This window comes from Variovorax sp. LjRoot130 (assembly GCF_964253755.1).
In the GTDB taxonomy this organism is placed as follows: domain Bacteria; phylum Pseudomonadota; class Gammaproteobacteria; order Burkholderiales; family Burkholderiaceae_C; genus Variovorax.
In genome coordinates this window covers 4899345-4919851 of record NZ_CAXURM020000001.1, presented here as the reverse complement: position 1 = coordinate 4919851, position 20507 = coordinate 4899345, and the positions used below count along the sequence as shown (strand labels likewise).

Annotated in this window: 13 protein-coding genes; 4 read left to right on the top strand and 9 right to left on the bottom strand. The window is 69.5% G+C overall.

The genetic code is table 11. The annotated features are described in order from the left end of the window. Nucleotides 1-5: 5 nt before the first annotated feature. The 7 genes from ACSQ86_RS24445 to ACSQ86_RS24415 form a co-directional block, all read right to left on the bottom strand. Entirely contained in the window at nucleotides 6-5021 is a 5016-nt protein-coding gene (locus ACSQ86_RS24445) for an amino acid adenylation domain-containing protein (protein WP_436309725.1), read from the bottom strand. Then, the gene (locus ACSQ86_RS24440; protein ID WP_436309724.1) at nucleotides 5018-12340 is read right to left on the bottom strand and encodes an amino acid adenylation domain-containing protein; all 7323 of its coding nucleotides are present in this window, start codon (nucleotides 12338-12340) and stop codon (nucleotides 5018-5020) included. Before ACSQ86_RS24440 ends, ACSQ86_RS24445 begins: the two co-directional genes overlap by 4 nt. Nucleotides 12341-12672: 332 nt before the next feature. Further along, nucleotides 12673-13311, bottom strand: a complete 639-nt coding sequence (locus ACSQ86_RS24435) for a histidine phosphatase family protein (protein ID WP_436305416.1) — start codon at nucleotides 13309-13311, stop codon at nucleotides 12673-12675. Nucleotides 13312-13355: 44 nt separating this feature from the next. Next, on the bottom strand, nucleotides 13356-13982 hold the full coding sequence (locus tag ACSQ86_RS24430) for a DUF4136 domain-containing protein (RefSeq protein ID WP_436309723.1): 627 nt from the start codon (nucleotides 13980-13982) through the stop codon (nucleotides 13356-13358). A 28-nt stretch (nucleotides 13983-14010) separates the two neighbouring features. Next, nucleotides 14011-14922, bottom strand: a complete 912-nt coding sequence (gene ttcA / locus ACSQ86_RS24425) for a tRNA 2-thiocytidine(32) synthetase TtcA (protein ID WP_436305414.1) — start codon at nucleotides 14920-14922, stop codon at nucleotides 14011-14013. Further along, entirely contained in the window at nucleotides 14922-15311 is a 390-nt protein-coding gene (locus ACSQ86_RS24420) for a dihydroneopterin aldolase (protein WP_436293590.1), read from the bottom strand. The genes ttcA and ACSQ86_RS24420 overlap by 1 nt, the downstream gene beginning before the upstream one ends. Continuing rightward, nucleotides 15308-16108: an SDR family oxidoreductase gene (locus ACSQ86_RS24415; RefSeq protein ID WP_436309722.1), complete on the bottom strand. Its 801-nt coding sequence runs from the start codon at nucleotides 16106-16108 to the stop codon at nucleotides 15308-15310. The genes ACSQ86_RS24420 and ACSQ86_RS24415 overlap by 4 nt, the downstream gene beginning before the upstream one ends. Nucleotides 16109-16125: 17 nt before the next feature. Between ACSQ86_RS24415 and ACSQ86_RS24410 the strand changes: the two genes are divergently transcribed. Beyond that, complete coding sequence (locus tag ACSQ86_RS24410; protein WP_436305411.1) at nucleotides 16126-17223, top strand: class I SAM-dependent methyltransferase; 1098 nt, start codon at nucleotides 16126-16128, stop codon at nucleotides 17221-17223. Between the two features lie 32 nt (nucleotides 17224-17255). Continuing rightward, nucleotides 17256-18146, top strand: a complete 891-nt coding sequence (locus ACSQ86_RS24405; protein ID WP_436309721.1) for a TauD/TfdA dioxygenase family protein — start codon at nucleotides 17256-17258, stop codon at nucleotides 18144-18146. Nucleotides 18147-18168: 22 nt separating this feature from the next. Here the strand turns inward: ACSQ86_RS24405 and ACSQ86_RS24400 are convergent, their stop codons facing one another. Further along, complete coding sequence (locus ACSQ86_RS24400) at nucleotides 18169-18555, bottom strand: DUF5329 family protein (RefSeq protein ID WP_436305409.1); 387 nt, start codon at nucleotides 18553-18555, stop codon at nucleotides 18169-18171. Between the two features lie 117 nt (nucleotides 18556-18672). Here ACSQ86_RS24400 and hisN point away from each other — a divergent pair, with 117 nt between their 5' ends. Both hisN and ACSQ86_RS24390 read left to right on the top strand, forming a co-directional pair. Next, the gene (gene hisN, locus ACSQ86_RS24395; RefSeq protein WP_436293587.1) at nucleotides 18673-19467 is read left to right on the top strand and encodes a histidinol-phosphatase; all 795 of its coding nucleotides are present in this window, start codon (nucleotides 18673-18675) and stop codon (nucleotides 19465-19467) included. A 148-nt stretch (nucleotides 19468-19615) separates the two neighbouring features. After that, nucleotides 19616-20155, top strand: a complete 540-nt coding sequence (locus ACSQ86_RS24390) for a helix-turn-helix transcriptional regulator (RefSeq protein WP_436309720.1) — start codon at nucleotides 19616-19618, stop codon at nucleotides 20153-20155. Nucleotides 20156-20183: 28 nt separating this feature from the next. On the opposite strand, the gene ACSQ86_RS24385 is transcribed toward ACSQ86_RS24390, so the two are convergent. Beyond that, entirely contained in the window at nucleotides 20184-20408 is a 225-nt protein-coding gene (locus tag ACSQ86_RS24385) for a hypothetical protein (RefSeq protein WP_436305408.1), read from the bottom strand. Nucleotides 20409-20507: the final 99 nt, after the last annotated feature.

Sequence of the window (20507 nt, the reverse complement as noted above, 5' to 3'; positions counted from 1 at the left end):
CCTCGTCAGCTCTTGCGGCTCCAGCCGGAGAATACGCGGCCGAGCAGGCCGCCGCGCCGCGACTCGCCCTCCGCCGGCGCCGCGGCCAAGGCGTCGAGCGCGATGCCGGCAGCGGCCGACGCCAGCTGCCCCAGGCCTTCGAACACATAGCGGCGCGGTTCCACGCGGAAGCCCATCACCTGTTCGGCCTGCTGGATCACGCGCATCGCGAGCAGCGAGTCGCCGCCCAGGTCGAAGAAGTTGTCGTGGGCATGGATGTCGTTGACGTCGATGCTGAGCGCGCTGGCCCAGATCTGGGCCAGCTTCGCCTGTTCGGGCAACAGCAGCACCTGCGGCTGCGCCTGCCGCGGTCGCGCGGCCACGGTTTGCGCTGCGGTGGGCGCCGGCGCCGCGTCGGCCGCGAGCCGCTGCAGGTAGCTCGCGCTGTTCGAGCCGGCCGGCGCCGCGATGGTTTCCAGCGTGGCGTCCGGCTGCTGCGCGACCAGGCGCAGCAGCTCGAGGTAGCGCTCCTTGAAGGCGGCGCCGGTCTCGCGCTTGTAGATGTCGGCGTTGTAGACCACCGCGCCTTCGAGGCCGTCGGGCTTGTCCATCAGCCAGATGCCGAGATCGTCGGTCGCGCCGCGCTGCGGCAGGTGCATCTGGCGGTGCTGGAGGCCGCCGATGTCGCGCGGCCGCTCGCGCGCATCCTGGAACGAGAACAGGGCCTGGTAGAGCCCCACGCCCTGCGCGCGCTCCACGAACTCCGGCTCGCTGACCAGGCGCTCGAAGGGGATCTGCTGGTGGCTCATCACCGCGATCAGCTCCTGCTTGACATAGCGCATGAACTCGCCGAAGCGCAGCGAGCGGTCGATCTGGAAGGACAGCGGCAGCACGTTGTTGAAGAAGCCCATCACCGGCTCGAGCTCGGGCGCCTCGCGGCCGCGCACCGGCGTGGCGATGACGATCGAGCGGCTGTCGATGATGCTGCTCATCATGAGAATATAGACGCCCAGGGTCAGCATGTTGAGCGTGACGTCGTGGCGCTGGCCGGTCTCGCGCAGCCGCTCGGTGAGCGCCTTGTCGACATTGATCCAGTGCGCGCCACCCTGACCGCTCATGCCGGCGCGGCGCGGCATGTCGGTGCGCGGCGCCTTCGGCGTCGGCGAGTTCGCGAAGCGGTCCTTCCAGTAGCGCAGCTGGAGTTCGGCCTCGGGCTCGGTGAGCCAGCGCGCATACCAGTCGGCATAGTCGCCGTGGGTCACGGCCAGTTCGGGCAGGCCGTGCGCCTCGCCGCGCACCAGCGCGCCGTAGATGGCCGACAGCTCGCTCTGCAGGATGTCGAAGGACCAGCCGTCCCAGATCAGGTGGTGCGGCACGAACACGAAGGCATGATCGTCGGCTGCGATCTTGTAGAGCGCCGCGTGGAACATCGGTGCGCGATGGATGTCGATCGGCTGGTCGGCCATTTCGTGCATGCGCTCGATCAGCTCGGCTTCGCGCTGGTCTTCGGGCAGGTGGCCGAGGTCGATCACCGGCAGCTCGTAGGCCAGCTCCTTCGCGATCAGCGCGGCCGGTGCGCCGGTGGCCGCATCGGCACCGATAGCGGTGCGCAGCGATGGTTGCCGCTCGATCATCACGCGCAGCGCCGCCTTGAACTTCTCGATGTCCAGCGGCCCGCCGAGCCGGTGCGCGGACGGGGCGTTGTAGGTCGAACGCCCCGGATGCAGCTCCTCCACGAAGCGGATGCGCTCCTGCATCGGCGTGAGCGGTGCGCTCCTGCGGTCCGCGACATGCGCGATGGGTGCGCTGCGCGGCGCGTTGCTGCCGTCGAGGCCTTCGATCGCCGCGGCCAGCCGTTCGGCCGTCGGCGCCTCGAACAGCATGCGCAGCGGCACCGTGAGCTCGAACTCGCGGCTCAGCAGGGTCGCCAGGCGCGCCGCCAGCAGCGAATGGCCGCCCAGCGAGAAGAAGTCGTCGCGGATGCCGAGGCCTGGCAGGTTGAGCACGCGCTCCATCGTTTCCATCACGATGCGTTCGCGCTCGTTGCGCGGCGCCAGCCGCTCGCTCGTCTCCTGCCGCGTCGCGCTGGGCTTGGGCAGCGCCTTGCGGTCCACCTTGCCGTTGGGCAAGAGCGGAATGGCGTCGAGGCCGACCACATGCTGCGGCACCATGTACTGCGGCAGGCGGCTGCGCAGATGGCGGTCGAGCGCGGCCAGGTCGACCGTGGCGCCCGGCGAGGCCGCGAGGTAGGCCACCAGGCGCACGTCGCCCGGCTGGTCTTCGCGCGTGACGACCACGCTGCGCGCCACGCCCGGCGCCTCGTTGCAGCGCGCCTCGATCTCGCCGAGCTCGATGCGGTAGCCGCGCACCTTGACCTGGAAGTCGAAGCGGCCCAAGTGTTCCAAGAGGCCGTCGTTGCGCCAGCGGCCGCGGTCGCCGCTGCGGTAGATCAGCGTGTGAACGCCGTCGATGGCGGTCGTCACGAAGCGCTCGGCCGTGAGCTCGGGCCGGTCGAGGTAGCCCAGTGTCACGCCCATGCCGCTGATGCAGATCTCGCCCGGCACGCCGATCGGGCAGGGCTGCAGGTTGCTGTCGAGGATCCAGACGCCGGTGTTCGCCATCGGGCGGCCGATCGAGACGCCGCGCGCCGCGACGATCGGGCGCTCCATGCGCCAGACGGTCGACCACACGGTGGTTTCCGTCGGTCCGTAGAGGTTCCAGAGCTCGCTCGTGCGGCCCATCAATTCGAGCGAGAGATCCGCCGGCACCGGCTCCGCGCCGATCCAGGCGCGGAAGCCGCGCGGACCCGACCACTCTGCATCGAGCAGCAACCGCCACATGCCGGGCGTGGCCTGCAGGATGGTGATGGCTTCGGACTCGAGCAGCGCGCGCAGCCGGTTGCCGTCCATCGCGACCTCGCGCTGCACGATCACGATCTCGGCGCCCGCCGCCAGCGGCAGCATCACCTCGGGCACCGCCATGTCGAAGGACAGCGTGGTCACTGCGGCCATGCGATCGCTCGCGCCGATGCCCGGCTCGCGCTGCATGGTCTGCATCAGGTTCGCCGCCGCGCGGTGCGGCACGCAAACGCCCTTGGGCTTGCCGGTCGAGCCGGAGGTGTAGATCACATAGGCCGTGTCTTCGCCCTGTGCATCCTGCGCGCCGGGCACGAGCGGCGTGGGCGCTTCGTTCTGCCAGCTGGTGTCCAAGTCGAGCAGCAGCACGCGGTCAGCCGCGTCTTCGCGCCACATCTTCGGCGCCGCGGCGATCGAGGAGCTGGTCAGCAGCAGCCCGAGCTTCGCGTCTTCGGCGTAGTAGTCCAGCCGCGCCTGCGGGAAGGCGGGGTCGAGCGGCACATAGGCGGCGCCGCTCTTGAGCACCGCGAGCAGGGCCACGAACATGTCGAAGCCACGGTCCAGGCACAGGCCGACGCGTTCGCCGCGGCCCATGCCGCGCGCACGCAGCGCATGGGCCAATTGGTTCGAGCGTTCGTCGAGTTCGCGGTAGCTCATGCGCTGGGCGCCATCGCGCAAGGCCGGCTGTGCGGGCTGTGTCGCTGCATGCGTCATGAAGCCCGCATGCATCAGCGGCGCGCCTTCCAGCGGCGTCGGCGCCGGCTGCAGAGCCGCGAGAGCATGCGCTTCGGCGGGCGACAGGAGGTCGAGCCGGCCGACCGGCCGCGTCGGATCGCGCACCACGGCGCGCAGCAGGGATTCATACATGCCGAGCCAGCGGCGCACGGTCGCGTCGTCGTAGAGGTCGGCGTTGTACTGCGCCTCCATCTGCATGCCGCCCACCACGGGCGTCACGTTGAGGAAGAGCTCGAAGTTCTCGTAGCGGCGCGCGATGGTGCTCTGCTCGACCTGCAGGTCGGGAAAGTTGCCTTCGTTGGGCGCGGCATCGCGGTCCACGTTGAACAGCACGTTCACCAGCGGCAGCCGGCTGGGGTCGCGCGGCACGGGCAGCTTCTTGAGCAGCGCGCCGTAGGTCAGGGTCTGGTGTTCGAAGGCGTCGAGCAGGGCGCTGCCCGACTGGCGCGCCAGCGCATCGAAGCGAGCCTGGGCGTCGACCGCCACGCGGATCGGCAGCAGGTTGACGCAGTGGCCCACCAGCGAGGGCATGTCGCTGGGCATCTGGCCCGCGGCGGCGATGCCGATCACCAGGTCGTCCTGCGCCGTGAGGCGGTGCAGGGTCGCGGCGAAGGCGCCGAACATGGTCGCGAACAGGCTGGTGCCCGAGACGGCGCCGACCTTGCGCAGACCGTCGATCAGGTCCTGGCTCAGCACGTGGTCGATGCGGTAGGCATTGAAGGTGCGCACGGCAGGCCGCGGGCGGTCCAGCGGCAGCTCCAGCACCGGCAGGCTGCCGCCGGCGAAGCGCGAGAGCCAGTAGCCGACGTGGGCATCCATCTCGGGGCTGTTCGCCTCTTGCGCCTCCCAGGTGGCGTAGTCGGAGTACTGGGCCGCCGGCTCCAATGCCGGACCGGCGCCGATCTGCTCCGCATAGAGACTGCCGAGGTCTTGGCTGATCACGCCCCAGGACCAGCCGTCGCAGACCGCGTGGTGCGCGCTCATCACGAGCACATGGTCGATCGGCGACAGCCGGTAGAGCGCGGCCCTGAAGAGCGGACCCTGTTCGAGCTGGAAGGGCTCGAGCACGGCGGCCACGCCGTCTTCCTCGAGCCTGCGCTTCTGCGCCGCCGCATCGAGCGCGCCGAGGTCGTGTTCGGCCATGTGGACCGGAGCGGCCTCGCCGATCAGCAACTGCGTGCCATCGGGCGAGATGGTGGCGCGCAGCGATTCGTGGCGCGCGACCAGCCGGTCGAGTGCGCTGGCGAGTGCACGCGTGTCCAGCGTGCCCTTGAGCCGCAGCCGGAGCGTCTCGTTGTAGGCGAGCGAGGCTTCCGGACTCAGGCGATCGCCGAGCCAGACTTCGCGTTGCGCCTCGGTGGTCGAGACGACCCGCTCGATCTGGCCCGAGGCGAAGGGATCGAAATCCTCGGTGGCGTCCTCGGCGGACAGGGTGGCGACTGCGTCGATCATGCTTTGTACTTCGTGAATTTGCCTTGGGCGTTCGGATCGGGCACGAACCAGGCGGGTTGGCCATCCTTGTCGCGGCCCAGCCGCGCATCGGGTGCGGGCGGATGCGAGGGGTCGAGCACCGTCTTGGGCGCGGCGCGGCGCGGCAGCAGCTCGGCTTCCTGCATCTCGGCGATCGATTCCTTGAAGGCGGACTTGATGGTCGCGATGTCCTGCTGCGAATGCGCGGCCGTCATGAAGCAGGGGAAGTTGTCGAGGATGTGCACGCCGCGGCTGCGCATCATCGCGAACAGCAGGTCCTGCAGCGGATGGTCTTCCAGCCAGCTCACGCGCCACAGCGAGGAGAAGTAGCGGATCTCGACCGGCGCGCCGACCTCGCGGCAGAAGGCCGAGAGCTCATCGGCCATGGCCGCGGTGTGCAGGTTGAGCTGGGTCTGCAGCTTGTTGTTGTCTGCCTTCAGGTGCTCGAGCGCGGCCTTGGCCGCGGCCAGCGCAAGCGGATGCCGCACGAAGGTGCCGGCGAAGTAGGTCACGCCCACGGTGGGCACCGAATCGTCGCCGTACTGCCAGGGGCCGCCGTCGAGCGCATCCATGTACTGCCGCCTGCCGGCGATCACGCCGACGGGGAAGCCGCCGCCCAGCACCTTGCCGTAGGTGGCGAGATCGGCGCGGATGCCGAACAGCGCCTGCGCACCGCCCAGGTCGCAGCGGAAGCCGGTGATGACCTCGTCGAAGATCAGGCAGGTGTCGGATTTTTCGGTGATCGCGCGCACCTCGCGCAGGAACTCGCGCGGCTGGAAGTCGGGCCGGCGGCTCTGCACCGGCTCGACCAGCACGGCGGCCAGGTCCTCGGCGTTGGCGCGGATGAATTCGAGCGCCTCGGGCGTGCCGTAGTCCAGCACGCGCACGTCGCCGAACATGCCTTGCAGCACGCCGGGCGCGGCCGACATGCCCTTGGCGTTGCGGCCCGCGCGCACCAGCACTTCGTCGAAGGTGCCGTGGTAGGAGCCGGTGAAGAGCACCACGGTGCTGCGGCCGGTGACGGTGCGCGCGATGCGCAGCGCCGCCATCACCGCCTCGGAACCGGTGTTGCACAGGCCCGCGCGGTCGAAGCCGGTGAGCTCGCACAGCAGCCGGGTCACGTCGGCGGCCAGCGGATGCTGCGGGCCGATCTCGTAGCCGAGCTCGAGCTGCTTCTTCACCGCCTCGTTGATGAAGTCGGGTGTCCAGCCGAAGAGGTTCATGCCGAAGCCGTTGAGCGTGTCGACGTACTCGTTGCCGTCGATGTCCCACATGCGCGAGCCCTTGGAGCGCTCGATCACGATCTGGTAGGTGATCTCCTTGGTCGCGGGCCGGAAGCCGTTGACCACGCGCGGGTCGGCCATGTGCGGGCGGTTGCGCTCGGTGAAGGCCTTGCTCTTCTGCGTGCGCTCGACGTAGCGGCGCATGAAGGCCGCGAGCCGCGCCTTCTGGCGCTCGGTCGGCTCCTTGCTCTGCGTGTGGATGCGCGCGATGGCGCCGAAGGCTTTCTTGACGTCGTACTTCGGCGCGACGGGCGGCTCCTCGGCAGCCGGCTCGGGGGTGTTGGACGCCGTGGCCGCGGCGGTGGCCATGGGCGTGGGTTGCTCCACCGCCGGGGCCGGCAGCACGGGGCTGGCCGGAACCGTCGGCGCCGCCGACAGCAATGCGAGTTGCTGTTGCATCAATTGCATCTGTTGCGCGATGACCTGCTGCACCAGGCTGCTGTTGCCGCCCGCCATGGCCGCCGCGGGCTGCATGGCCGGCAGCGCTGCCGGCAGCGCCGCAAGCACCGGCTGCTGCGGCACGGCGGCGGGCATCGCCGGCGCGGCCTGTGGCACCACCGCTGCTGCAGCATCCGGCGGCAACGTGGCGTCGAGGAACTCGGCCAGCGCGTCGAAGCTGCGATAGCTCTCCATCAGCTGCCGGAAAGTCAGGTTGACCTTGAAGGTCTTCTTGACCTGCAGCGCGGCCTGCGTGAGCGTGAGCGAGTCGAGGCCGATCTCGACGAAGGGCGCGGCGCCGTCGACGTCGGCCATGTCGGCGCCCGAGAGGTTCTCGAACAGCTCGCGCAGGCGCGTGACGAGGGAGGCGCGGCGCGCGGGTAGCGCGGAAGTGGCGACGGTCATTGTCAACTCCGGAATCGATGGGGTCAGGGGCACGTATGGGGCAGGAATTTCGGCGGGCAGTGCAACGGCGGCCGGCGCCGACGCGATGTCGACCCAGAAGCGCTTGCGTTCGAAGGGATAGGTGGGCAGGCGCACGCGCTGCTTGCGTGCGCGCGTATCGAGGGCGGCCAGGTCTATCTCCACGCCCTGGGCCCAGAGCCGGCCGGCGCCGAGCCGCCAGGCGGCGCTCTCGCTGCTCGTCTGGTCGGCAAGCAGCGAGGCCGCCGGCGCGGGCAAGGCCTTGCTCGCGTGCTGGCGCACCAGGGTGGCCAGCGTGTTGCGCGGGCCGATCTCGACGAAGAGCGGATGCGCGAGCTGGGCCAGCACTTCGCGCACGGCGGGCGAGAAGCGCACCGTCTCGCGCAGGTGGCGCGCCCAATAGTGCGGGTCGGTCGCTTCCTCGGCGCTCAGGAGGCGGCCGGTGAGGGTCGAGTAGATCGGGAGGCGGGGCAGGGCGAGCGGCGTCTCGCGCACCAGCGCCTCGAAGGGCGCGACCGCCGCGTCCATCATCGCCGAGTGGAAGGCATGCGAGGTCTGCAGCGTCTTGGCGACGATGCCCCTGGCTTCGAGCTCGGCGCGCAGCTTCTCGATGGCCTCGCTCGGGCCCGCGGCCACGCAGACCGCCGGGCCGTTGTCGGCCGCGAGCGAAATCCCTTCGGGCAGGAGCGGCTGCAGCTCGGCGGCCGGCAGGCGCACCGAGAGCATGGTGCCGGCGGGCAATGCCTGCATCAGCGCGCCGCGCCGCGCGACCAGGCGGGCCGCATCCTCGAGACGCATCACGCCGGCCAGCACGGCGGCGGCGAACTCGCCGACGCTGTGGCCGATCATCGCGGCCGGCTTCACATCGAGCGCCATGAGCTGGCGCGCCAGCGCGTATTCGAGCGCGAAGGTCGCCGGCTGCGTGACCGAGGTCGGCGCCAGCGCGGCTGCATCGTCCGAGAACATGCGCTCGCGCAGGTCGAAGCCGAGCACGCCCTCGAAGGCCTGCAGGCATTCGTCGAAGGCGGCGCGGAAGACGGCATCGCCGGCATACAGCGTGCGACCCATGCCGGCGTATTGCGCACCTTGGCCGGGGAACATGAAGACCGGCTGCGGCACCCAGGCATTGACCGCGGCGCCGGCGCGGGCGGCCGAGTCGGCGCTGCGCAAGGCCGTCACGGCTTCGTCGATGGATTCGGCGACCACGCAGGCGCGCTGCGCGAACTGCTTGCGTCCCACGCGCAGCGTGTGGGCGACGTCGGCCAACGAGAGTTCGCGGTGCGCATCGAGGTGATCGGCCAGCCGGGCGGCGGCGGCGGCGAGCGCCGCCGGCGTCCGCGCAGAGAGCGTGAGCAGTTGCGGGCCGTTCGCCGGATCGGAAGGCGCGGCGAGCGGCGCTTCCTCGACGATCACGTGCGCATTCGTGCCGCCGACGCCGAAGCTGCTGACGCCGGCACGTCGCGGCGCGGCCTCGCGCGGCCAGGGGCGAAGCTGGCTGTTCACGCGGAAGGGCGTGGCCTCGAAATCGATGGCCGGGTTCGGCGCGTCGTAGTGCAGGCTGGCCGGGATCGCCTCGCAGTGCAGCGCGAGGGCGGTCTTGATGAGGCCGGCCGCACCCGCAGCGGTGACCATGTGGCCGACATTGCTCTTCAGCGAGCCGATGGTGCAGAAGTCGATGTCGGCGGTGTGCGCGGCAAAGGCGCGCGTCAAGCCTTCGACCTCGATCGGATCGCCCATCGGCGTCGCCGTGCCGTGCGTCTCGACATAGGAGATGCTGCGCGCCTCGACGCCGGCCGAGGCGAGCGCCGCTTCGACCACCGCGGCCTGGCCGTCCACGCTGGGCGCGGTGAAGCTGGCCTTGGCGCCGCCGTCGTTGTTGATGCCGGCGCCGCGCAGCACCGCGTAGATGGTGTCGCCGTCGGCGATCGCGTCGGAGAGACGCTTGAGCAGCACGACCGTCGCGCCGTCGCTGAACACCGTGCCTTTGGCCTTGGCGTCGAAGCTGCGCGTATGGCCGTCGGGCGACAGCATCGAGCCTTCGTTGTAGAGATAGCCGCTCTTCGGCGGGCAGGTAACGGAGGCGCCGCCCGCCAGCGCCATGCGGCACTGGCCGGTGCGCAGCGCGAAGAAGGCCTGGGCGATCGCCACCAGCGAGGTCGAGCAGGCGGTGTGCACGCTCACGGCCGGGCCGGTCAGGTTGAGCTTGTTCGCCACGCGGGTGGTGATGTAGTCCTTCTCGTTGGCCAGCATCACCTGGAACTCGCCGATCATCTCGACCAGGTCGGGCCGCGTCGAGACGTGGCGCTGGAAGTAGCTGGCGTTGTACATGCCGCCGTACACGCCGACCGGGCCGGGCGCCTGGTCGGGCACGTAGCCGCCGCGTTCCAGGCATTCCCAGCAGATCTCGAGGAACACGCGCTGCTGCGGGTCCATCAGCTCCGCTTCCTTCGGGTTGATGCCGAAGAAGGCAGCGTCGAACTGATCGATGTCGTCGATCACGCCGCGGGCGCGCACGTAGAGCGGGTCGGCGCGCAGCGCGGCGCTGACGCCGGCGTCCAGCGTCGCATCGTCGAAGAAGCTGATCGACTCGCGGCCGGCCATCAGGTTGTCCCAGAACTGTTCGACATCGGCGGCGCCCGGGAAGCGGCCGGCCATGGCGATCAGCGCCACCGGCTCCATGTCGCTGCCGGTGGCAGGCTTTGCTGCCGGTGTGCGCTCGCGCTGCGGCGGTGCGGGCTCGTCGTCCTGCGCCTGCATGTCGGCGGCCAGGGCCGCGGGCGTCGGCTGGCGGAAGAACAGGTTGCTCGAGAGGCGGCGTTCGCTGCCCTGCTGCAGATCGCGCAACACCCTGAGCACCAAGAGCGAATCGCCGCCGAGGTCGAAGAAGTTGTCGCTGCGGCCGACCTGGTCGAGGCCCAGGGCGCGCGCGAAGGCGGCGCAGACGCGGCGCTCCGTGTCGCTGCGCGCTTCCTCGAAGGGCTGTGCGAGCTCGGGCCGTTGCCGCGGCGGCTCGGGCAGTGCGCGGCGGTCCAGCTTGCCGTTGGTCGTGACCGGCAGCTGTTCGAGCCAGACCTGGGCCGCGGGCAGCATGGCTTCGGGCAGGCGATCGGCGAGATGCTGGCGCAGCGTGGTCCAGGGCAGCTCGGCGCCGCGCGCCACGAGGTAGGCGACGAGACGCAGCCGGCCTGCCGCTTCCGCGCGCGGCACGACCGCACAGGACTTGATGCCGGGATGGGCGAGCAGCGCGGCCTCGACCTCGCCGATCTCGATGCGATGGCCGCGGATCTTCACCTGGCCGTCGATGCGGCCGATGTATTCGATGCTGCCGTCGGGCAGCCAGCGCGCCTGGTCGCCGGTGCGGTAGAGGCGCTCGCTGGGCCCGCCGAAGGGATCGGCCACGAAGCGTTCGGCGCTCAGGTCGGGGCGCTGCAGGTAGCCGCGCGCCAGGCCGCGCCCGCCGATGCAGAGCTCGCCGACCAGGCCGGCGGGCAACATCGCCATCGAGGGGCTCAGCACGCGCAGCACGGTGTCGTTGATCGGGCGGCCGATGGGCACCGAGCGCGCGTCGGCCGCGAGGTCCTGCGCAATCCGGTGGGTGGCCGCGAAGGTGGTGCACTCGGTCGGTCCGTAACCGTTGATCAGCGTGAGCCCGGGCAACGCCGCGAGCGCGCGCCGCACGTGCGGCACCGACAGCGCCTCGCCGCCCGTGAGCAGCTGGCGCAGGCCTGCGAGCTGCGCGGGATCGTCGTCGACCACCGCATTGAACAGGCCGGCGGTGAGCCAGGCGGTCTTCACCGAGTGTTGGGCGATGGTGCGTGCGAGGCCGGCGCCCGTGGGCACCTTCTCGTCATGCACCACGCAGATGCCACCATTGAGCAACGGGCCCCAGATCTCCAGCGTCGAGGCATCGAAGCCCAGCGGCGCCGCATGCAGCATGGCCTCGCCCGGACGGAGTTCGACATAGTGCGCGTCGACCACGAGGCGCAGGATCGAGCGATGGCAGATCTCGATGCCCTTGGGCGTGCCGGTCGAGCCGGAGGTGTACATCACGTAGGCCACCGATTCGCCGTCGGCCGCAGCCGGTGCGAGCGGCGGCAGCGCGGCATCTTGGCCGGCATCGTCGTCGATGGACAGCAGCGCCCGCTCGCTCGGCACCAGCTGCCGGTACGCGGCCTGCGTCACGACCAGGCCGACGTCGGAATGCGAGAACATGAAGGCGATGCGCTCGACCGGGAAATCCGGCTGGACCGGCACATAGACGGCGCCTGCCTTCAGGATGCCGAGCATCACGATCACGGCCGCGCTCGAGCGGTCGAGCATCACGCCCACGGTGTCGCCGGCACGGATGCCGTGCGCCTGCAGGCGGCGCGCCATCCGTTCGGCGCGCTCGGCCAGCTCGCGGTAGCTCAGCGCGCCTGCGTCGCCGACGAGCGCGATCGCATCGGGCCGGCGGGCGACCTGGCGGTCGAACATGGCGTGGACGGTCAGCGCCGCGTCATAGGCCGAGGCGGCGCTGTTCCATGTTTCCAATTGGCGCTGGCTGTCGAGGGCCGGCAGCGTGCGGATCTCGCGCAGGCTCGCGGCGGGGCGATCGAGCAGATCCGAGGCGGTGTCGGCGATGGCCAGCAGCAGGCCGACTTCGATCGCGCTGTCCATCAGCGAAGCGGTGGCGGCCAGTCGGAGCGTCGCCGGCCGGCCCGCGGGCGCATGGAATTCCAGCTGAAGCGAAGGCGCGTCGGCCTGGCCGGCGCTCACGCCATCACGGAGCCAGAGCGCAAAAGGGGGCGGCGATCCGGCCGTCGATGCGACGACGCTGTTGCGACGTGCGCTGTCGATCGCGGCCAGCCATTGCTGCGCTGTCGTGGTGTCGTCGCAGTTCACCGCGACGCCGGCACCCGGTGCCTCGTGAAACTCCACCGCCGCCAGGCCCAGCCAGCGGGATTGAAGCAGGATCCATGAAGCGGCGAAGAGCGTGTCCGGCAGAAAGCCGGACGCCTGCGCCTGCGCGGCCCACCGGGTCGCGAGTGCCGGCGGGATATCGAGGCTTGAGACTTGCACCGCGGCTTGCCCCGCTGCGCCGGCACGGGGTACGAACAGGTCCCCCAGCGAAAGCGCCGTCGCGTCGGTCGAGGAATTGGGTTGAGGTCCTTGTTCCATGAACTGGTGGCTCCGCTGTTAGCGCTGTTGCTTCCTTGCCTCGTACGCCGGCCTATATGTATCTATTAAGAGTAACTACAAAGCATTCACTCCATGTGCCGGATATTGCCCCTTGACGATGCGTCGCGCCACCGTACAAAAGGCTATGTGCCCAGCCTATGTCGTTTGGATGCTCTGCAACATTCGACGCATTTGGTTGCGACTGCTGTAGGACGGCGTGGACACGATTCTGCCTCCCTTTTTACATTTTGAATACAAAGGAAGTACAAGAAACGCCGCGTAGACGGCGAGAACTCATAGAAAAGTTCTATTTTTAACGGATCAGGCCTGGTTCAGGCCGCGGCTTCGTCGAGCGACCCCTCGCTCAGGTGTCCGGTATCGCCCCAGCCCACGAGCGTGAAGCCTTGGGGCGTCCAGAGCAGGCGGTTGATGGCGGCATTGCCCAGGTGCCAGGTGCGCGGAGCCTGCAGTTCCTGCCCGGTGGCCGCGCGGTAGAGAACGTCCATCACGCCGCCGTGCGCCACCATCACCACCAGTTCGCCCGGGTGCCGCGCTGCGAGCCCCGCCGCCACGCCGGTCACGCGCTCCCTGAAGGTCAGCAGTGATTCACCGCCATTCGGCGCGAAGGCCGGATCGCGAGTGCGCCAGAGCCGGGCCTGGTCGGGGAGGGTGGCATCGATGTCGGCGAAGGTGCGGCCTTCGAAGTGACCGAAGGCCCGCTCGCGCAGCCCCGGCTCCGCCTTCACCTCGATGCCGCGCGGCGCTGCGATTTCGAGCGCGGTTTGCCATGCGCGCGCGAGGTCGCTGGCATAGATGGCGGCGATGGGTTCTTCCGCGAGCGCCTGCCCGACGCGCCGGGCCTGCCAAAGGCCCGTGTCGTTGAGGGCGATGTCGAGATGCCCCTGGATGCGGGTGTCGACATTCCATGCGGTTTCGCCGTGGCGCACGGCAATCAGGCGGGTGACCTCCATCCGAGGCGATTCTAGGGGTGAACCCTAGGGCCTGCTAACAGACTCTAGTTCTTGGCGGTCGAGACCTCGATGTCCACCCGGCGTTCGCCCTTCGGCGGATTCGGAAAGCCCTGCAAGGCAGCCTGGAACATCACCGGCAGCACCGTCGCGCTGGCCGTGTAGGGGCCGTCGTTGCGCGCATGGGTTTCGTACACCACGCGGTTGGACGGCAGTTCGCGCAGCACGATGCTGACCTCGCGCGCATACCAGGGGTTCGAGGCGGGCGGGAAGGCCGGTCCGTACCAGCCGCCGCCATACCAGCCCCGGCCGTACCAGGGCGAGCCGTAGCGGCCGTAGCGGTAGGGCCCCCATGGCCCGCCGCCGTAGAACCAGGGGTCGGCCCAGGGCGAGAGCTCGGCTGTCACGCGGGCGCCGATCTGTGCCGTGTAGCGGGGGGTGGCGTCGTCGCGGCGCAGGCCGACGCGTTCGAGCGCGGCGCCCGCCATCGCTTCGAGCTGTTGCTGCGAAGCCTCGCTGGCCTGCTGCGAGGGCAGGCGCTCGAAGCGGTAGTTGGCACCGGCCGGAACCGCGCTGATGGTGGAGAAACTTTTCACCTCGCTGTCGACCACCCAGCGGGTGGCGCAGCCGGTGAGGCCGACGGTCAGCACCAGGGCGGTGAGCGCAAGTTTCATGCGGATCTCCTCGTGGAAGCGCCGTCCCTCAAAGTTGCACGATGCGCAGCGCAGACGGCGCCGGGAACTCGGGTGCGTCGAATGCCTTGTCGCCTTCGGCATCGGCCACGCCGGTGGCCTTGAGACCCTTGAAATCGAAGGACGTTCCGTCCAGCAGATGCGAAGGCACCACGTTCTGCAGCGCATTGAACATGTTCTCGACGCGCCCCGGGTGCTTGCGGTCCCATTCGCGCAGCATCTCGCCCACCTGCTTGCGCTGCAGGTTCTCCTGGCTGCCGCAGAGCGTGCACGGAATGATCGGGAACTCGCGGTGCTGGGCCCAGCGAACCAGGTCCTTCTCGGCCACATAGGCCAGCGGCCGGATCACGATGTGGCGGCCGTCGTCGCTCACCAGCTTGGGCGGCATCGACTTGAGCTTGCCCGCGAAGAACATGTTGAGAAAGAAGGTCTGCAGCATGTCGTCGCGGTGGTGGCCCAGCGCGACCTTGGTGGCGCCGAGCTCGTCGGCCACGCGGTACAGGATGCCGCGGCGCAGACGGCTGCACAGGCCGCAGGTGGTCTTGCCCTCGGGGATCACGCGCTTCACGATCGAGTACGTGTCCTGCTCCTCGATGTGGAAGGGCACGCCGAGCGCAGTGAGGTAGCCCGGCAGCACATCTTCGGGAAAGCCGGGCTGCTTCTGGTCGAGGTTGACCGCGACGATGTCGAAGTGGATCGGCGCGCGGGCCCGCAACTTGAGCAGGATGTCGAGCAGCGCGTAGCTGTCCTTGCCGCCCGAGACGCAGACCATGACCTTGTCGCCTTCCTCGATCATGTTGTAGTCGACGATCGCGCGGCCGACCTCGCGGCACAGGCGCTTTTCGAGCTTGTGGGTCTCGCGCTCGATCTTCACGTTGTTGTTGGTGGACGAAGGGGCTTCGTCGATCCATACCGCACTCATCATTTGCTCCTGAAAACTTCAACGCCGACGGCCTCGCAGTCGGGGTACACATCCGGCTTGGCCGTCGACACCCGCGCGGCCTGCACCTTGGGATGCGCGAGCACCTGCGTCAGGATGTCGTCGCACAGCGTTTCCTGCAAGTGGATGTGGCCCTTGGAGAGGCGCGTGGCGACGGTGCGGCGGATGAAGTCGTAGTCGACCACTTCGTCGAGATCGTCCGACTTCGGCGTCGAGACGTCCAGCGGCACGTAGAGATCGACATTGATGATGACGCGCTGCTCGGCGCGCTTCTCGAACTCGTGCACGCCGATGTTGATCCAGACCTCGTAGTTGCGCAGGAAGACGCGCCGGCACGAGAGCAGAAGAGGGTCGAGGGCGGCAGTGGTCATGGTGTGGAGCCTTTTTTCAGCAGCTCGTCGACGACGAACATGATGTCGCGTGCCAGCGGCACCAGGTGCTGGCCGTTGTCGACGCAAAGGGTGGTGCCGGTCACGCTGGGCGTGCCGGCGAGGAAGACGCAGGCGCGGGCGACGTCGGCCGGATCGATGGGCCGGCGCAGCAGGTTGGCGCGCGAGGCCTTTTCGAAGTTGGCCTGGTTCTGCGGCCCGCTGGTGTAGAGGATGCCGGGCGCCACGCCGCACACCCGCACCGCGGGCGCCAGCGACTGGGCCTGCAACGCCACGGCGCGCTCCAGCGCCAGCTTGGACACCGTGTAGGAGAAGTAATCGGGGTTCAGGTTGTAGACCTTCTGGTCCAGGATGTGGATGGCCGAACGGTCGATGCCGTCGCCGGGCGCGGCGCTCTTCGCGAGCAGCCGTGCCAGGGACAGCGGCGCGACCAGGTTCACGCCGAGCTGGCGCAGCGCGGCATCGGCGTCGAAATCCAGGCCGGTGTCGGGCTCGAAGGCCGAGGCGTTGTTGACGATGCAGCCCAGCGGGCCGTCGGCCGTGACCTTGGCGATCAGCGCGCGCCGTCCCTCTTCGCTCGCGATGTCGGCTTCGATGGCCGTGGTACGGTGTCCCTCGTCGCGCAGGCGCGCGCACAGTGCCTCGGCCTGCGCGCGCGAGGCGCGGTACTGGCACCACACCGTCCAGCCCGTGCGCGCGAAGGCCTCGCAGACCGCGGCGCCGAGCCGCTGGCCGCCGCCGGTCACGAGCACGCCGGGGCGTGGGGTCGATTCAGCCATCCTGATAGATTTCCCGTATGAACCAGGAGCACAGCGCGCAACGCGCCACCCCCTTGACCCGGATTATCGATGCCACCCTGCAGCGCGCCGGAGGCTGGCTGCCATTTGACCGTTTCATGGCCCTGGCTCTTTATGCGCCGGGCCTGGGCTACTACGCCAACGCGAGCCGCAAGTTCGGCCAGATGCCCGCCTCGGGCAGCGACTTCGTGACCGCGCCCGAGCTCACGCCGCTGTTCGGCCGCGCCCTGGCCGTGCAGGTGGCCGAGGCGCTGGCGAAGACCGGCACCGACGAGCTCTGGGAGTTCGGCGCCGGCTCGGGCGCGCTCGCGCTGCAGCTGCTCGACGCTTTGGGCGATCGCGTCGAGCGCTATCGCATCGTCGACCTGTCCGGCACGCTGCGTGAGCGCCAGCAGCAGGCGCTGGCGCGCCACGCCGGCAAGGTCGAGTGGCTGGCCGAGCTGCCGGAGACGATGCGCGGCGTGGTGGTCGGCAACGAGGTGCTCGATGCGATGCCGGTGCAGCTGCTGGCGCGCAGCGGCGGTGCGTGGTTCGAACGCGGCGTGGTGCGCCGGGGCGAGGGCTTCGTCTGGGAAGACCGTCCGACCGAACTGCGGCCGCCGGTGGAGGTGGAGGGCGCGCACGACTACCTGACCGAAATCCATCCGCAGGCCCAGGCCTTCATTGCCACGCTGGCCGACAGGCTGAAAGAGGGCGCGGCCTTCTTCATCGACTATGGCTTTCCCGAAGCCGAGTACTACCACCCGCAGCGCCACATGGGCACCGTGATGTGCCACCGCGGCCACCAGGCGGACGGCGATCCGCTGGCGGAGGTGGGGGAGAAGGACATCACGGCCCACGTCGACTTCACCGGTGTGGCGCTCGCGGGCCAGGAGGCCGGCCTCGAGGTGCTGGGCTACACGAGCCAGGCGAGGTTTCTGCTCAACGCGGGCATCCTGCCGATGATGGAGCAGGCGTCCCTGGCGGAGCGCACGCTGGCCGCGCGCCTGATCCACGAGCACGAGATGGGCGAGCTGTTCAAGGTGATCGGCTTCGCGGCCGGCGAGCCCTGGGACGCCCTGGGCTTTGCCGAGGGCGACCGCAGCCACACGCTCTGAAGCGGTTGGACAATTCGTCGAGAATGGGCCGCATGACTGCCGCCCCGACCGCAGATACCGCGCCGCATCAGGACTTCGAGGTGCGCCCCTTCGATGCACCGGTCGGCGCCGAGATCGTCGGCCTCGACATCGGAAGGCCAATCAACGAAGCCGATTTCAGGCGCATCCACCGCGCGCACCTGGACCACCACGTGCTCGTGTTCCGCGACCAGCAGATCACGCCGGACCAGCACATCGCCTTCAGCCGCCGCTTCGGCCCGCTCGAGATCCATGTGCTGCACCAGTTTCATCTCGAGGGCCATCCCGAGATCCTGATCGTCTCCAACATCAAGAAGGCAGACGGCGAGCCGCTCGGCCTCGGCGACGCAGGCGCCTATTGGCATTCCGACATTTCCTACAAGCCCCATCCCAGCCTCGGCTCGCTGCTGCACGCGCAGGAACTGCCGAGCGAAGGCGGCGACACGCTCTTCGCCGACCAGCATCTCGCCTGGGAGGGCCTGAGCCTCGGGATGCAGCAACGCATCCTGCCGTTGAAGGCCGAGCACAGCTACCTCGCCAAGTACGAGGAACTGCGCGCCAAGAATCCGTGGCGCCCCAAGCTCTCGCAGGCCCAGATCGACAAGGTCGCGCCCGCGGTTCAGCCCGTGGTGCGCACCCATCCCGAAACCGGCCGCAAGGCGCTGTTCGTCAGCGAACATTTCACGACCCGCATCGTCGGCTTGCCGCAGGAGGAAAGCGATGCGTTGCTGGCCGAGCTGTTCGCGCACAGCGTGAAGCCCGAGTACGTGTACCGCCACCGCTGGGCGCCGCACGACCTGGTGTTCTGGGACAACCGCTCGCTGATGCACCTGGCCGCGGGCACGCCCGACGAACTGCGACGCAAGCTCTACCGAACGACCATCGAGGGCGATCTGCCGTTCTGAAGCCTGGCCGCGACGAAGCGCTTCAGGCCTTGGCCTGACGTCTCACCAGGCGAAGCTCGTCCTTCAGGAAATCGCTCGAGTTGCGCGTGCGCTTGTCCGCCGTTCGGACCTTGTAGGGCACCTTCGTCACTTCGGAGCGCGTGCCGCACAGCCGGATGAAGTCCTCGGCGGTCACGATCTTGTCCTTGAAGTGGTCGTACTTGGCGCGCAGGTGCTGCGCCGCTTCCGTGGCATCGTGCTCCTCGCCATTGCGCATGAACTTCATCGATTTTTGGCTGGCAACGCGCTGGATCAGGGTCTCGATCACCCTCTGCTCAGAGGCCGAGGGGGTGGCGTGGGTCGGGCTGGCCGCACACAGCCCAAAAGCCATCGCGGCCAGCAGGGCTTGCAGGAATCGAAGTGTGTTCATTGGCATCGGACTCCAAAGAGCGGGTCACGCAAGTCCAGCCGATGCTAGCGGCGCTGGGCGTGGGGCGTCAAAGCAGCCTGCTGTCAGGTTTAATCTATTTTTTTGCCTTCTCGCGCCATGAGCTCCCACCTCCCTTCGCAAGACGATCTGCGCATCGCCAACGCGCTGGCCGACGCCGCGGCCGCGCATTCGCTGCGCCTGTTCCGCACGCCGCTCGACATCATTGCCAAGGCCGACGAGAGTCCGGTCACCCAGGCCGACCGCGCGGCCGAGACCGCGATGCGCGAGATCCTCGGCCGGGAGCGCCCGGCCGACGGCATCTTCGGCGAGGAGCACGGCCTGGAGCGCGTGGATGCCGCGAGCGTCTGGGTGCTGGACCCGATCGACGGCACGCGCAGCTTCATCACCGGTTCGCCGCTCTGGGGCACGCTGATCGCGCTGGTGCGCGGCGGCCGCGTCGAGCTCGGCATGATCGACATGCCGGTGCTCGGCGAACGCTGGGTCGGCCTGCACAGCCTCGGTGCCGAGCGCAATGGGCAGGCGGTGCGCGCGAGCAGCTGCAGCGCTGTTGCCGAGGCGCGCATCGTCACCACCTCGCCCGACATCTTCAATGCCGCCGACTGGCAGGCCTTCGACACGCTGAGCCGCCGCTGCGCGATGCGCCGCTTCGGCGGCGACTGCTACGGCTACGCGCAGCTCGCGGGCGGCACCATCGACCTGGTGGTCGAGACCGGCCTGCAGCCCTACGACTACCTGGGCCCCGCCGGGCTGATCGAGGCGGCCGGCGGCGTGATCACCGACTGGCAGGGCCAGCCGCTGGGCCTGCAGTCCGACGGCCGCGTGATCGCCGCGGCCACGCCGGCGCTGCACCGGGAGGCGCTCGCGGTGCTGGGCGCGGCAGGCGGCCGCTGAAGCAAGCAGTCGACGCGGGACCTTTGTCCCGCCCGATCACCCGTCCGGCGCACCCGCAGCGCTCGAACCGGGACAGTCGCCCCACGACAACCCGCACCGTGATCCGAACAATCGATGCTCCCCTCACTGTCTCGCGGAAGTTCTTTCGATGTCAGTTCACGCCATCCACGCGGCGATCGCGCCCTCGCGGCATCCGGCCTTGCTGGGCCTGATTGCGCTGATCGATGCGACGTCCGGCGAGGAGCGCGGTGCGGTCCTCGGACGCTGGCTCGAAACCCGCTTTGGCGAACGCCGCCCGCTGGGCTGGCAGGTCGAGCGCGCGGCCGCCGCGGCGATGTCGCTGCTCGACGCGGCCGACACGCCGATCGACGAGCTGGCGCGCCGGCACCGCGTGAGCCGGCGCCAGCTCGAGCGCGATTTCCGGCGTTGTCTCGGCGTGGCGCCGCGCACCTACGCGCGCCTGGTGCGCTTCCAGCGCGCGGCCTGCGCGATCGCCGACGGCATGCCGCTGGCGCAGGTGGCCGCGGAACACGGCTTTGCGGACCAGGCGCACATGACGCGCGTTTTCGGCGAAACCGCCGGCGTGACGCCGCGCCATCTGCGCGACGGCGACGGGGCTGCGGCCGCGCTGCGTTCGGCGTTCGCGCATCGCACGGTCATGCCGCCGGCCTTGCGGCTGGCGGCCTGAGAAGCCGGCTGCGGCCACCGCGCCTTCCTCACAGATCGTTGACAGGGCCACCCGCGCCTTCGGTCCGCGCGGCGGATGTGCGTTCGCGCGGCTCCTCCATGCCCTGCCAGACGATGACCTTGCCGTGGTCGCTCCAGGCCTCGGTGGCCTGGGCTGCCGAATGAATGGCGCCCCGCGCATCGCAACCGCCGATGCCGGCGGCCAGCACGCACAGCAGGCCGGCCAGCCCGGCGCGGGGGGTGGGGTCGAACATGATGTGCTCCTCGAATTGGAAAGAGCTTCGATGATCCGCAGACGCGGCCCCGCGGTCTTGGAGTTTTGCGTCATGCGTTCGGGCGGCCTGTCGCTGGCA

What these genes read in the sequence shown, in the direction of transcription:
- ACSQ86_RS24415 (WP_436309722.1), bottom strand. Translation starts at nt 16,108, where the DNA reads ATGGCTGAATCGACCCCACGCCCCGGCGTGCTCGTGACCGGCGGCGGC.
- ACSQ86_RS24445 (WP_436309725.1), bottom strand. Translation starts at nt 5,021, where the DNA reads ATGATCGACGCAGTCGCCACCCTGTCCGCCGAGGACGCCACCGAGGAT.
- ACSQ86_RS24400 (WP_436305409.1), bottom strand. Translation starts at nt 18,555, where the DNA reads ATGAACACACTTCGATTCCTGCAAGCCCTGCTGGCCGCGATGGCTTTT.
- ttcA (WP_436305414.1), bottom strand. Translation starts at nt 14,922, where the DNA reads ATGAGTGCGGTATGGATCGACGAAGCCCCTTCGTCCACCAACAACAAC.
- ACSQ86_RS24435 (WP_436305416.1), bottom strand. Translation starts at nt 13,311, where the DNA reads ATGGAGGTCACCCGCCTGATTGCCGTGCGCCACGGCGAAACCGCATGG.
- ACSQ86_RS24430 (WP_436309723.1), bottom strand. Translation starts at nt 13,982, where the DNA reads ATGAAACTTGCGCTCACCGCCCTGGTGCTGACCGTCGGCCTCACCGGC.
- ACSQ86_RS24385 (WP_436305408.1), bottom strand. Translation starts at nt 20,408, where the DNA reads ATGTTCGACCCCACCCCCCGCGCCGGGCTGGCCGGCCTGCTGTGCGTG.
- ACSQ86_RS24420 (WP_436293590.1), bottom strand. Translation starts at nt 15,311, where the DNA reads ATGACCACTGCCGCCCTCGACCCTCTTCTGCTCTCGTGCCGGCGCGTC.
- ACSQ86_RS24405 (WP_436309721.1), top strand. Translation starts at nt 17,256, where the DNA reads ATGACTGCCGCCCCGACCGCAGATACCGCGCCGCATCAGGACTTCGAG.
- ACSQ86_RS24440 (WP_436309724.1), bottom strand. Translation starts at nt 12,340, where the DNA reads ATGGAACAAGGACCTCAACCCAATTCCTCGACCGACGCGACGGCGCTT.
- ACSQ86_RS24410 (WP_436305411.1), top strand. Translation starts at nt 16,126, where the DNA reads ATGAACCAGGAGCACAGCGCGCAACGCGCCACCCCCTTGACCCGGATT.
- ACSQ86_RS24390 (WP_436309720.1), top strand. Translation starts at nt 19,616, where the DNA reads ATGTCAGTTCACGCCATCCACGCGGCGATCGCGCCCTCGCGGCATCCG.
- hisN (WP_436293587.1), top strand. Translation starts at nt 18,673, where the DNA reads ATGAGCTCCCACCTCCCTTCGCAAGACGATCTGCGCATCGCCAACGCG.